This is a genomic window from Cohnella rhizosphaerae, from assembly GCF_029525575.1.
Taxonomy (GTDB): Bacteria; Bacillota; Bacilli; order Paenibacillales; family Paenibacillaceae; genus Cohnella; species Cohnella rhizosphaerae.
Window position 1 is genome coordinate 753,070 of record NZ_JAPDIA010000009.1, and the last position, 12,660, is coordinate 765,729.

Genomic DNA, 12,660 nt, shown 5'->3' on the forward strand with positions numbered 1-12,660 from the left:
TGTATTGTAACCGCCGAAGATGAAGGTAAGATGAAAGCTATGTTACGATTGCGTTACAATCCGATCAGTTCTGCTCATGCCCAGATCCGATTCAAATCCGGCTCAAATCCGGCAGATTTCCTTGGGGCAGCCCGGGCACGTCGGACAATGACAGATTTCCCGCAGCGCGTTCAGTCGCACGATCACGATGCGGCCTTGGCGGATGTCGATGATCCCTTCGATCTTTAGATCGTTCAGCATTCGGTTTACGCTCTCCCGCGAGGTTCCGATGAGGTCCGCGATCTCCGTATTGGTCAGCTTCAGCGTAATCTTGATGCCCTCCGGCACGGCGACGCCGTAAGTGTTCGCCATCCGAATCAAGGTCGAAGCGAGCGCGCCAGGCTTGCCGAACAGCAGCAGATCGCGGAATTTCGATTCGCTCACGCGCTGTCCGACCGCCATCCAGTTCATGAATCGGACGGCGAAGTCCCCGTAGCGGTACAGGAGAATCTCAAGATCCTTCCACTGCACGACGCCAAGCTCCGCGTCTTCGAGTACCTCGGCGCTGAACGAATGGACGGACGTCAGGCCGTTTTCCGGCTCCCAGATCAGGTCTCCCCTCTGCAAGATCGACAGCGTAAAGTCCTTGCCTTCATCCGTCGACTTCCGAAGCTTCACCTTGCCCGAGCGCAAATAGTACAGCTTGCCCGCGGGATCGCCTTCCCAGAACAGATAGCTTCCCTTTTCCGCGCGCTTCGGATACATCAACTCATCGATTCGGGCGAACTGGTCCTCCGAAAAGAAGCGATGAATGCCGAGCCCGTTATCCTCTTCCCGTTCCTTGGCCGTCTTGTTCCTCAACGCTTCTCCCATGACCGCGTCCCCCATCCGAATCCTTTTGATAACTCTATCCTAACGGATTCCTTCTTCGGCTTTTATCGGGGAACCTCCTGATTTTGGCGGGGGGAATTCCCTTATCTTTTTTGTGAGAAACGTCACAGCTTCCATTCAAATCAGGAGTTTCCCTGTGCATAATTCCGGGAGTTCCCTGAATTACGGGCCGGCGCAGCTCCGGTAAACTGGAGAAAGCAGCATGCGATACGCATGGCTTGGAGGGGTGCGGAATGGACGAACAAAGCAGACGGACGGCGATTCTGGACAGCCTGGCGATGCTGCGCGCAGCAATCGGGTGCGACTTCGGGGCCGTGGGCCTAAAAGAAGCGTCCTCGCATCTATTAAGGTGGCCAATGGCATCCGGACACACGAACGAACGAATCGAGAGCATCGCGGAAAAGCCCGGGCGGGGTTTGTCCGCGTCCGTACTGAAAATAGGCCGGGCGACGACGCTCAGCATGAACGAACTGGTGTGCTCGCGCCAACTGCAGGAGTACCCGCTGTTTCTCGCGGAAAATCTTCGTGCCGCGTATGCCGTCCCGCTGGGCGAGGGCGCCGCGCCTTCGGGCGTCCTTCTCGTGGGCGATCGGAAAAAGCGAATTTACCGCACCGAAGAACGCCTTCTTGTCGCCGCGGCCGCAGACCGAATTACGGTTCTGCTGGCGGAGCTGTCGTCGGCGAGTTCCCTATAAATCCGCGCGCATGAATGCTCTGTACGTTCTGTCCTGTGGTAAAATGATCTAAAAAAGAGCGGGTACACCTTGCGGCTGGGAGGTCACGCAGATGGTTCGGATATTGGTCGTCGACGATCACGCTATCGTTCGTTCGGGACTCATGATGTTGCTGAACGGCAGACAAGGCATGGAGGTCGTGGGTGAGGCTGCGGATGGGGACGAAGCGATCGCGCAAGCGCAGACGCTTCGCCCGGACGTCGTGCTGATGGACCTCAGCATGCCGCACGGCAAGGACGGCCTTACGGCCGCTGCCGAGCTCAAGCGGTCGCTGCCCGAGACGGCCGTGCTGATCCTGACGATGCACGATGACGAAGGCTATCTGTTCAGAGCGATCCAATCCGGCGCCTCGGGATACATCCTGAAGAGCGCGCCGCATGAGGAACTGCTCGCCGCGATCCGTCACGTGGCCGAAGGGCAAGCCTACTTGTATCCAACTGCGACGAAGCGGCTGATGAGCGACTACCTGGACAAGATGAAAAACGGCGAGCATGCGGGGACCTACGAATCGCTTTCCGATCGGGAAAAAGAGATTCTGGCCAAAGTCGCTCAAGGTTACTCCAACAAGGAAATCGCGGAGCAGCTCGTCATCAGCGTCAAAACCGTAGAGTCTCACAAAAGCAATCTCATGGAAAAGCTGGAGCTGCGCACGCGACCGGATCTGGTTAAATTCGCGATGAAGAAGGGACTGCTGACATTTGACTGAGCCGAAAAACAAAGGCAGAGCCGAATATCACGCGGAGATGCTGGCCGCTCAGGTATCCGGGCTGCTGGCGGGCCTTGACGAAGGCGTGTCGGACGCCGATTATCGTGAAGAGCTGCGCCGCTCGCTCGAGCAGCTCGCGGACGTCAAGTTTGCGCTCGACGAGTCCGCGATCGTCGCCATCACGGACCGCCGGGGCAGAATTCGTTACGTCAACGACAAGTTTTGCGAGATTTCCGGTTACGGCCGGGAAGAACTGATCGGTCAGGATCATCGCCTTGTCAATTCAGGACATCACGGCAAAGCCTTCATGAAGGAGCTTTGGGCGACGATTTCGTCTGGCAGGGTGTGGCGCGGAGAAATCAAAAATCGGGCTAAAAACGGCCGGGAATATTGGGTGGATACGACGATCGTCCCTTTTGCCGACGGAGACGGCAGTCCTTATCAATATCTGGCGATCCGTCACGAGGTGACCCGGCTCAAGGAGACGGAGGCCGAGCTTCAGTCCATGCTGGCGCAGATGATGCAGATCCAGGAGGAAGAACGCCGGCGCTTCTCGCGGGATTTGCACGACGGCATCGGCCAGAGTCTGTTCTTCATCAAGATCACGATCGACCGTCTGCTTGCCGAGCAGGAGGACGAAGGGCTCGCGATGCTGGGGGAAGCAGGTGTCCCAGCTCATGTCCGAAGTCAGGGGGGCTCGCCTGGGAAATGCGACCGTCCGTGCTGGATGACCTTGGCATCGTACCGGCGCTTCGGACGTATATCGAGCATTTCGAGAGCCATTACGGGATTAAGGTGCGCTTCGAATGCGACCTGAAGCGCCGTCCGACGCTGCTTGCGGAGACGACGATCTACCGTGTCGTTCAGGAGGCGCTGACGAATGTCGGCAAATATGCTGGCGTGTCCGAGGCGTATGTATCTTTGCACGAGGAAGACGAACAAGTGCGCGCCGTCATCCGCGACGAGGGCGTCGGCTTCGTCCGCGAATCGGCCGGCGCGGGCGTCGGCCTCTTCAGCATGGAAGAACGCGCCCGCGCGGTGTCGGGCGAGCTGAAGCTGAAGTCCGAGCCCGGCCGCGGCACGACCGTATCTTTAAACGTACCGCTCGCTTAGCCGCGAGCAGGGAAAATGGGGAGGGTCTAAGGCAATGTTGTCAGGTTAGTAGAAATTGGTATAGTAGAGGTAAACGATAGAGACGGACGATAGCGTGTGAAAAAAACGGAAAAGCGATCTTGCGTCGCGTGTTCACCCAAATGAGAAGCGACGAGCTAAAAGAAAAGACAAGGAAGAGCGAAAAGGATTTTAGGCGAAATCGCAAGATTGGATTCTTTCCGCTCGTGGCGCTCATCCTTCGGATGGTTCGAAAATCAACGCAACTGGAACTCGATGAGTTCCGGGAGATGTTCATGCCAGAGGAAGCGGCAAAGACGACCTACACAAAGCAATCCTTTTCTGAAGCTCGCCAGAAGCTGCTGCCGGAAGCGTTTACGTTGCTGAATGATGAACTGATCCGGGCGTATTACGAGGACGGCGAGTTCAAAACCTATCTCGGATTTCGACTGCTGGCGATGGACGGAAGCGTAATGGAGTTGCCTAACACCGAGGAAACTCAAGCGAGGTACGGGTACACAACAACTTACAAAGTCGGGTTCCGGATTGCTCGGGCGCTTTCTTCTCATTTGTACGATGTGGAGAACAAGCTGGTGCTAAGTTCATGCCTGAGCCGTTACGATGATAACGAACGAAGCTTGGCCAAACGGAATATCGAGCACATGCTCGGCTTGGAGACAGCACCGGTTCGCAACCTGATCCTGTTTGATCGTGGCTATCCGTCTGCGGAATTTATCCTGTACTTGCAGGAAAAAGGCATTTCTTATCTGATGCGGGCCCAGGGTTCATTCTACAAAGAAATCGTGAACACGAGCCTCCCGGATGAAGTGGTAACGATTGAAATTTCCAAAGCTCGGGCGAAAGAATTGAAGAAGCAAGGAACCCCATTGCGCCAGGGACAGTGCTGAATGTACGTGTCGTCAAAGTAGAACTTTCCTCCGGCGAAACGGAAATCCTGCTGACCAACGTTAATGCTGAAGAGCTAAGTTATGAAGCATGCAAGCCCTTGTATTTCAAGAGATGGGGCATCGAAACGCGATTCGACGATTTGAAGCACAAGTTCGAGATTGAGAATTTTTCGGGGCAAAAACCCCAGATCATCGAACAGGACTTCTACGCCACGGTCCTGCTGAGCAATATGGCTTCGGTCATGGAACAAGAAGCCGAGGAGCAGATGAAAGAAAGTAAGCGAACCGAGCAACTGAAATATGAGGAGTACCGAATTAACAAAAACATCCTGGTCGGCAAACTACGCAATCGGCTCATCGAAATGGTACTGGAGGAAGACGATGCCCGAAGGGACGTGCTGCACGAACGGTTTTTGGAAGAGTTACAGCGCAACATTGTCCCCGTCGTCAAAGACCGCACATTGAAACGAACCAAGCAGACCAAGGCCAACAAATTCACAAAAACGAAGCGGCGGGGACTATAAGCGGCTTAACCTGACAACATTGGGGTCTAAGGGGCCATCCCCATTTTCACGCGTTTTAACAATATCCCGTCGCGTCAGGAAAAGTTGCGCCGCAATCCGAGGGCCGCAATCCGAGTTGCCGTAATCCGAATTTTTGTAATTAGAGTTGCAGTAGTTAGAGTTGCTGCAATCAGAGCGGCCGCGCATGAGCGGCAGTTTTGGCGGGGCGGCTTCTGTCTGACGATGGCCTTTCTTTTCATGGACCTCAAATAGCCTATCTTCGCTTAAACCGCGCATCGGCTGCTGCGCTCGGGTCGCCTGTATGCCCATGGAATCGGAAGGATCCTGGAACTTAAGCCAACCAGCCTTCGGTACGTAATCGTCTTCGTCGCGCCGCAGCAGGCGATGAGCTCGGCCAGCATGTCTGTGCGGACGAGAAGGCGGCGGAAGCAAAATTCGTTCAGATACGCCTGCAAATGCTTCGGGCCGATCCCGCCGAACGTCCAATTGAGCCAGCGCACGGCTTCCCGCCAGGCGATATGCAGCGCGGATCGACCCCGGTGTCCGCGCTCCAGCCTTTCTGCGCGATCGCCGGCTGCCTGGCCGGCGACATGCTTCTCCACGAAAAGCGCCACCGCCTCCTCGCCGCCCGCGCCTCCGCGCATTGCCGCATCGTCGCCATCCGGCCCGTCGACGGCTTTCATTTTAAGATGAACAAAATCGCCTGCGGCATCGAGCGCAGCCCCGACGACGACCGGTTGCGGCTTCAACGCTTGCTGCATCAGGACGCTGCCGAGGTAGCGATGATACTCGTAGCCGTAATACTCGTCGAGCAGCTGCAGATCGCCTTCGAGCGGCCGTTCGCGATCCCGGACGCCGATGGCATGACGGAGCTTGTGGTTGATCAGCCAAGCCGTCTTGTACGTCACCTCGATCAGCTCGGACAGCAGCCGGGCGCTGATGCCAAGCTGCATCAGAAACATCGCCTGGAACCACTTCGTCAGCGGCGTACGCGAGCCCTCGAGCACGGTGCCGGCCGTCAGGGAAGCCTGATGCGTGCAAGAACGGCACTCGAAAAGCGTGCGCGCACGCGACGACACCTCGTAATAGTGCGGGTGGCCGCAACGGGGACAGCGAAAGCCGTCCGGCCATTTGGCGTGCTGAAGGCGGGCATGGCGTCCCGAATGGAAAAACGGCTTGGCATCGCAAGACCTCCGAATCGAACGTTTGTTCTTATTTTAACATGGGTGAAATGGAAAATGTTGATTTTTATAAAAATAAAATTGACGCGTATTCCAGGTCGGGGAGTCAATGCCGGTAAGTCCATGTAGGTAAGCATTCCTTACCGAAGGGGATACTGTTAAAACGCGGCGAAAGGGTGCATCATCCAGCGCTTCGTAGGCGATATGTGTCGATCTTTTGTCCAAATCCATTTTGTGATTTTTTTCACATTAAAACATGCCGTGGCCCTGTATATTAAAGACATCAAAACAAGCAACGCCAAGGCAATACAGAGGAGGCACACCCCGATGAAAACGAACCGTGAAGCGAATCGTCCGCCGCAGCCCGTTGAGATCGACATCGAACGCTATGCGCATCTTAACGAAGCGGTCAACAGGGCGAGACAGGAGCACGACGCACTGGAGGCGGAACTGGCGGATCTGTACGCGCAGGCGTGCACGGTACGCAAGGACGAGGACGTCGTTCATTTGAACGCGAACGTCCGGATCTTGAACGAACGCGTCAAACACTTCATGACGGAGTGGAGCGCGCATATCGCGTGGGAGAAAACGGAGCTCTTTCCGTACGCGGCATGGTATCTGGAGACGGAGCCCGATTTGTTCGCCTTGATGGAGCTGGATTACGGACTTGCGGAGCGGTTTATCGGTTCTTTTTTTGAACACGCTGGAGCAAGCGGTCCTGCCGATCTCCCCCGAGGAGGCGAAGGTGCTGTCTTCCCGGCTGCTGCAAGCCTATGCCTGCTTGAAAAACCGGCTGAACGAGGAGCAGGAGATTATCGACACGCTGGAGGATCGCTCGAATGTTTACAGCTTCTAAAGGCTGATTGAGAAAGTGAATTTTTTCACAAGAAAAAGCTCGAAAGTGTGATTTTCATCACATTCAGCTTCCATCGCTTCCCTCATAATGAAGGTGTAAGGAAGAGCAACACAATCGACAATCACTATTAAACGCCTTGAAGGCGAAAGGGAGATGGCCATTATGGTCACCAAATGGTTCAGAGAAAATGCATGGGCGGCAGTCGCAGTCACGCTTCTTCGCATCTATGTCGGCTGGCAATGGATCGACGCAGGCTGGCACAAGCTGACGGGCGGATTTACGGCAAAAGGGTTCCTGCAAGGGGCGGTCGCCAAGCCGGTAGCCGACCATGCGACGAACGAAGTCCTGTTCCCTAACTACACCTACTTCATCGAGCACTTCGCGCTGCCGAACGTCAAGCTGATCGACGTGCTGATCCCGCTCGGCGAGTTCCTGATCGGCGTAGGGCTGATCGTCGGTGGACTTACGGTAACGGCCGCCTTCTTCGGAATGCTGCTGAACACGCTGTTCCTCTTCGCAGGTACCGTAAGCACCAACCCTTGGCTGCTCGTCCTTGGCTTCATCGTCTTCACGGCGGGCGCCAATGCCGGACGCTTCGGACTTGATTACTACCTGCTGCCGCTGATCCGCAAGGGCTTCGCCAAGATCAAGCACGCGATCACGGACAAAAAGCATAACGGCGGAACGAACGGTACGCCCGTCGCGCACTGATCGATCTTACCAACGGGTTGGCACGGCGGCCGGAGCACTCCGGCCGCCGTCCATATGGTCCGGCCGCCGAGACCGGGCGAAGGAAAACGACATTTGACGGGAGGCCACGAGGATGGCGACGAAGGAAAAAGCGCAAAACGAATTCATCTCCGCGCAGGATGAGGTGAACCTGCTGGCGGAGCGCGCCAACAAGGCGCTCGAAGCATACATGCGGCTCAATCAGGAGCAGGTCGACCGGATCGTGCAGGCCATGGCGCTTGCGGGGCTCGACCAGCACATGCCGCTCGCGAAGCTCGCGGTCGAGGAGACCGGACGCGGCGTCTACGAGGATAAAATTACGAAAAACATTTTTGCGACGGAATACATCTATCACAGCATCAAGGCGGAGAAGACGGTTGGCGTGATCGAAGAGAACGTGTACGAGAACTACCGCATGGTCGCCGAGCCGGTCGGCGTTATCGCGGGCATCACGCCGGTTACGAACCCGACCTCGACGACGATGTTCAAATCGCTCATCGCGGCCAAAACGCGCAATCCGATCGTCTTCGCGTTCCACCCTTCGGCGCAAAAATCGAGCGCTGCCGCAGCGAGGACGCTTCGTGAAGCCGCGATCGCCGCCGGCGCGCCGGAGCACTGTATCCAGTGGATCGAGCACCCTTCCGTCGAAGCGACCGGCTTGCTGATCAATCACAAGGATATCGCGCTTGTGCTGGCGACCGGCGGCTCCGCGATGGTGAAGGCCGCCTACAGCACCGGCAAGCCGGCGCTGGGCGTAGGTCCCGGCAACGTTCCTTGCTTCATCGAACGCACGGCGGATCTCGAGCAGGCCGTTACCGACCTGATCCTGTCCAAGACGTTCGACAACGGCATGATCTGCGCATCCGAGCAGGCGGTTATCCTCGACGATCCGATCTACGAGCAAGCGAAGGCGCTCATGTCGCGCCAAGGATGCTATTTTCTGAATAAAGAAGAAATCGAAGCGGTATCCAGGCTGGTCATCAATCCGGAAAAATGTGCCGTCAACGCCGTTATCGTCGGACAGCCGGCCGTCAAAATCGCCGAAATGGCAGGCATCCAGGTGCCGCCGGCCACGAAGGTGCTGGTCGCCGAGCTTGCCGGCGTGGGCGACAAATATCCGTTATCCGCCGAAAAGCTCAGCCCCGTGCTCGCCTGCTATAAGGTGAAGACGGCGGAGCAGGGCATCGAACGCGCCGCGCAAGTCATCGCGTTCGGCGGCATGGGACACTCGTCGGTCATCCACTCGAACGACCAGGCGGTCATCGCGGCTTTCTCGGCGCGGCTGCAAACCGGACGCATCATCGTCAACGCGCCTTCGACGCACGGGGCGATCGGCGACATTTACAATACGAACCTGCCTTCGCTCACGCTCGGCTGCGGCTCGTACGGCCACAACTCGACGACCTCGAACGTGACCGCCGTCAACCTGATCAACGTCAAGCGGGTGGCCTATCGTACGGTCAACATGCAGTGGTTCAAAGTGCCGCCGAAAATTTATTTTGAAAAAGGCGCGACGCAGTATCTTGAAAAAATGCCGGATATCAGCCGCGTCATGATCGTCACCGACGAAGCGATGGTGAAGCTCGGTTATGTGGAGAAGGTGTCGTATTACCTCCGCAAGCGCAAGGATCCGGTATCGGTCGAGATCTTCAGCGACGTCGAGCCCGATCCTTCGGTCGACACGGTCGAGCGGGGCACCCGCATGATGGCCCAGTTCAAGCCGGACTGCATCATCGCGCTCGGCGGCGGCTCGCCGATGGACGCGGCGAAGGCGATGTGGCTGTTCTACGAATATCCGGACACGAGCTTCGATTCGCTTAAGCAGAAGTTTATGGATATCCGCAAACGCATCTACAAGTACCCGCGGCTCGGCAAGAACGCCAAGTTCGTGGCGATTCCGACGACGTCGGGAACGGGCTCCGAGGTGACTTCGTTCGCGGTCATCACGGACAAAAACAAGGGCAACACGAAGTATCCGCTCGCCGATTACGAGCTGACGCCGGACGTCGCCATCGTCGATCCGGACTATGTATACAGCCTGCCGAAGACGGCGGTCGCGGATACCGGGATGGACGTGCTGACGCATGCCATCGAAGCCTACGTATCGGTGATGGCGAACGATTTTACCGACGGCCTTGCGCTGAAGGCGATCCAGCTCGTGTTCGATAACCTGGAAGCTTCGTATCACAAGGCGGACCCGGTCGCGCGGGAAAAAATGCACAATGCCTCGACCATCGCGGGGATGGCGTTCGCCAACGCGTTTCTCGGCATCAACCACAGCCTGGCGCACAAATGGGGCGGGCAGTACCATACGGCCCACGGCCGCACCAACGCGATCCTGCTGCCGCATGTCATTCGCTACAACGCGCAGCAGCCGACGAAGTTCGCTTCGTTTCCGAAATACAGCCACTTCGTCGCCGACAAGCGCTACGCCGACATCGCCCGGCTGCTCGGACTGCAGGCCCGTACGACGGAAGAAGGCGTGACGAGCCTGATCAACGCGATACGCCAGCTCAACCTGTCGCTGCAGATTCCCGAGTCGTTCCAGGCGCTGGGCTTCGACGCCGCCGACTTCGAATCGCGGGTCGATCAGCTGGCCGACCGGGCGTTCGAAGATCAATGCACGACCGCGAATCCGCGCATGCCGCTCGTCACCGAGCTGGCCGACGTGTACCGGAACGCTTTTTACGGCAAGTTCTAAGCGAAACGACGATCATGGGAGGGCAACGGGCATGAGCATTCTAAACAAGACGATCGGCGAATCCGCCGGCCGCTTGGACGGCTGGAGAGGCTTCCAAGCGGGCGCTTGGCAAACGGCCGTAGACGTGAACGATTTCCTGGCGCACAACCTGACGCCTTATGAAGGGTCGGCCGCGTTTTTGGCCGATCCGACGGAGGCGACCCGGCAGTTGTGGACGCACGTGCTGGCGTTGATGAAGCGGGAGCGGGAAAACGGCGGCGTGCTCGACGTGGACACCGAGACGGTGTCCACGATCGTCTCGCATCGTCCGGGCTATATCGACAAGGCGTTGGAGAAAATCGTCGGCTTGCAGACCGACGCGCCGCTGAAGCGTTCGATCCAGCCGTTCGGCGGCATCCGAATGGCGCAGGACGCTTGCGAAGCTTACGGCTACAAGCTGCCGGACGAGATGGTCCGCACCTTCACCGACATTCGCAAGACGCATAACCAGGGCGTATTCGACGCTTACACCGCCGAGATGCGCCTCGCCCGCAAAGCCGCGATCATCACCGGTCTTCCCGATGCTTACGGCCGCGGCCGGATCATCGGGGACTACCGCAGGGCGGCGCTGTACGGCGTCGACAGGCTGATCGCGGCCAAGCAGGCCGACTTGACCGCGCTGGAAAAGGACGTCATGAGCGAAGACCTCATCCGTCTTCGCGAGGAGGTGTCCGAGCAGATCCGGGCGCTCGGCGAGCTCAAAGCGATGGCGGCCGCTTACGGCTACGACATCTCGGCACCTGCGACGAACGCGACGGAAGCGGTACAGTGGCTGTACTTCGCCTACCTGGCCGCGATCAAGGAGCAGAACGGCGCCGCGATGAGCCTCGGTCGCGTATCCAGCTTTCTCGACGTGTATATCGAACGCGATATTCAGGAAGGCACCTTGACCGAGGAGCAAGCCCAGGAGCTCATCGACCACCTGGTCATGAAGCTTCGGCTGGTCAAGTTTCTGCGGACGCCCGACTACAACGAGCTCTTCAGCGGCGACCCGACCTGGGTGACCGAGTCGATCGGCGGCATGGCCAAGGACGGAACGACGCGCGTCACGAAAAACTCCTTCCGCTTCCTGCACACGCTGTACAATCTCGGTCCGGCGCCCGAGCCGAACCTGACGGTGCTTTGGTCGACCGGGCTGCCCGAAGGCTTCAAGGACTACTGCGCCAAAGTATCCGTCGACACGAGCTCGATCCAGTACGAGAACGACGACCTGATGCGCCCGATTTACGGCGACGACTACGGCATTGCCTGTTGCGTCTCCGCGATGCGGATCGGCAAGCAGATGCAGTTCTTCGGCGCACGCGCCAATCTCGCCAAGGCGCTGCTGTATGCGATCAACGGCGGCAAGGACGAAAAGCTGGGCGTGCAGGTCGGTCCCGAGCTCGCGCCGCTGACGGGCGAGTACCTCGATTACGACCAGGTGATGGCGCGGTACGACGAGGTGCTCGAATGGCTGTCGAAGCTGTATATCAACACGCTGAACGTCATTCATTACATGCATGACAAGTACAGCTACGAACGCATCGAGATGGCCTTGCACGATACGGAGATCCTGCGCACGATGGCGACCGGCATCGCCGGCCTCTCGGTCGTCGCCGACTCGCTGTCCGCGATCAAGTACGCCAAGGTGAAGCCGATCCGCAACGAAAAGGGGCTCGCGGTCGACTTCGAGATCGAAGGCGAATATCCGCAGTTCGGCAACAACGATTCGCGCGTCGACGATATCGCGGTCGACCTGACCGACGCGTTCATGTCGAAGCTGCGCAAGCGCGCGACGTACCGCGGCTCCATGCCGACGCTGTCGGTGCTGACGATCACGTCGAACGTCGTCTACGGCAAGAAGACCGGCAGCACGCCGGACGGCCGCAAGGCCGGCGAACCGTTCGCGCCGGGGGCGAACCCGATGCACGGCCGCGATCGCAAGGGCGCGCTCGCCTCGCTCAGCTCGGTCGCCAAGCTGCCGTATTACAACTGCCTCGACGGCATCTCGAACACGTTCTCGATCGTGCCGAAGGCGCTTGGCCGCGAAGAAGACGCGCGCGTCGGCAATCTGGTGTCGCTGCTCGACGGCTACGCCGACAAGGGCGGGCATCACTTGAACATCAACGTGTTCAACCGGGAGCAGCTGCTTGACGCGATGGAGCATCCGGAGCAATATCCGCAGCTCACGATCCGCGTCTCGGGCTATGCGGTCAACTTCATCAAGCTGACCCGGGAGCAGCAGCTCGACGTCATCAACCGGACGTTCCACGGCTCGATCTGACCGGACGGCGGCGTGCCCGGATCGAGCGGACCGCGATTC

At 58.2% G+C, this 12,660-nt stretch carries 10 protein-coding genes and 2 pseudogenes; 9 read left to right on the forward strand and 3 right to left on the reverse strand.

Annotation, left to right across the window (positions count from 1 at the left end; genetic code table 11):
• Positions 1-102 precede the first annotated feature (102 nt).
• Complete coding sequence (locus tag OMP40_RS37590; RefSeq protein WP_277539254.1) at positions 103-852, reverse strand: Crp/Fnr family transcriptional regulator; 750 nt, start codon at positions 850-852, stop codon at positions 103-105.
• 251 nt (positions 853-1,103) lie between these two features.
• On the opposite strand from OMP40_RS37590, the gene OMP40_RS37595 reads away from it, so the two are divergent.
• The 5 genes and pseudogenes from OMP40_RS37595 to OMP40_RS37615 all read left to right on the forward strand — a co-directional run bounded on the left by OMP40_RS37595 (position 1,104) and on the right by OMP40_RS37615 (position 4,852).
• Positions 1,104-1,565 (forward strand): hypothetical protein, encoded by a 462-nt coding sequence (locus OMP40_RS37595; protein WP_277539256.1) that lies wholly within the window; start codon positions 1,104-1,106, stop codon positions 1,563-1,565.
• A 91-nt stretch (positions 1,566-1,656) separates the two neighbouring features.
• Positions 1,657-2,310 carry a response regulator transcription factor gene (locus tag OMP40_RS37600; protein WP_277539258.1) on the forward strand — a complete coding sequence of 218 codons (654 nt, stop codon included), beginning with the start codon at positions 1,657-1,659 and terminating at the stop codon, positions 2,308-2,310.
• A 37-nt stretch (positions 2,311-2,347) separates the two neighbouring features.
• Positions 2,348-3,423: pseudogene (locus OMP40_RS37605) on the forward strand (PAS domain-containing sensor histidine kinase).
• A 128-nt stretch (positions 3,424-3,551) separates the two neighbouring features.
• Positions 3,552-4,328, forward strand: a complete 777-nt coding sequence (locus tag OMP40_RS37610; protein WP_277539742.1) for a transposase — start codon at positions 3,552-3,554, stop codon at positions 4,326-4,328.
• Positions 4,322-4,852 (forward strand): transposase, encoded by a 531-nt coding sequence (locus OMP40_RS37615; RefSeq protein ID WP_277539261.1) that lies wholly within the window; start codon positions 4,322-4,324, stop codon positions 4,850-4,852. The genes OMP40_RS37610 and OMP40_RS37615 overlap by 7 nt, the downstream gene beginning before the upstream one ends.
• A gap of 263 nt (positions 4,853-5,115) precedes the next feature.
• On the opposite strand, the gene OMP40_RS37620 is transcribed toward OMP40_RS37615, so the two are convergent.
• Positions 5,116-5,859 (reverse strand): hypothetical protein, encoded by a 744-nt coding sequence (locus OMP40_RS37620; protein WP_277539263.1) that lies wholly within the window; start codon positions 5,857-5,859, stop codon positions 5,116-5,118.
• 33 nt (positions 5,860-5,892) lie between these two features.
• Positions 5,893-6,051 (reverse strand): annotated as a pseudogene (locus OMP40_RS42910) (transposase); the annotation flags it as partial.
• A gap of 309 nt (positions 6,052-6,360) precedes the next feature.
• On the opposite strand from OMP40_RS42910, the gene OMP40_RS37625 reads away from it, so the two are divergent.
• From OMP40_RS37625 to pflB, 4 genes are all read left to right on the forward strand, one after another.
• Positions 6,361-6,900: a hypothetical protein gene (locus tag OMP40_RS37625; protein ID WP_277539264.1), complete on the forward strand. Its 540-nt coding sequence runs from the start codon at positions 6,361-6,363 to the stop codon at positions 6,898-6,900.
• A 151-nt stretch (positions 6,901-7,051) separates the two neighbouring features.
• Positions 7,052-7,600, forward strand: a complete 549-nt coding sequence (locus OMP40_RS37630) for a DoxX family protein (protein WP_277539266.1) — start codon at positions 7,052-7,054, stop codon at positions 7,598-7,600.
• Between the two features lie 112 nt (positions 7,601-7,712).
• Positions 7,713-10,319 carry a bifunctional acetaldehyde-CoA/alcohol dehydrogenase gene (adhE, locus tag OMP40_RS37635; RefSeq protein WP_277539268.1) on the forward strand — a complete coding sequence of 869 codons (2,607 nt, stop codon included), beginning with the start codon at positions 7,713-7,715 and terminating at the stop codon, positions 10,317-10,319.
• A 31-nt stretch (positions 10,320-10,350) separates the two neighbouring features.
• Positions 10,351-12,621: a formate C-acetyltransferase gene (gene pflB, locus OMP40_RS37640; RefSeq protein WP_277539269.1), complete on the forward strand. Its 2,271-nt coding sequence runs from the start codon at positions 10,351-10,353 to the stop codon at positions 12,619-12,621.
• Positions 12,622-12,660 lie beyond the last annotated feature (39 nt).

Coding starts and splice junctions, on each gene's coding strand:
- OMP40_RS37590 (WP_277539254.1), bottom strand. CDS start 852: ATGGGAGAAGCGTTGAGGAACAAGACGGCCAAGGAACGGGAAGAGGAT.
- OMP40_RS37595 (WP_277539256.1), top strand. CDS start 1,104: ATGGACGAACAAAGCAGACGGACGGCGATTCTGGACAGCCTGGCGATG.
- OMP40_RS37600 (WP_277539258.1), top strand. CDS start 1,657: ATGGTTCGGATATTGGTCGTCGACGATCACGCTATCGTTCGTTCGGGA.
- OMP40_RS37625 (WP_277539264.1), top strand. CDS start 6,361: ATGAAAACGAACCGTGAAGCGAATCGTCCGCCGCAGCCCGTTGAGATC.
- OMP40_RS37630 (WP_277539266.1), top strand. CDS start 7,052: ATGGTCACCAAATGGTTCAGAGAAAATGCATGGGCGGCAGTCGCAGTC.
- adhE (WP_277539268.1), top strand. CDS start 7,713: ATGGCGACGAAGGAAAAAGCGCAAAACGAATTCATCTCCGCGCAGGAT.
- pflB (WP_277539269.1), top strand. CDS start 10,351: ATGAGCATTCTAAACAAGACGATCGGCGAATCCGCCGGCCGCTTGGAC.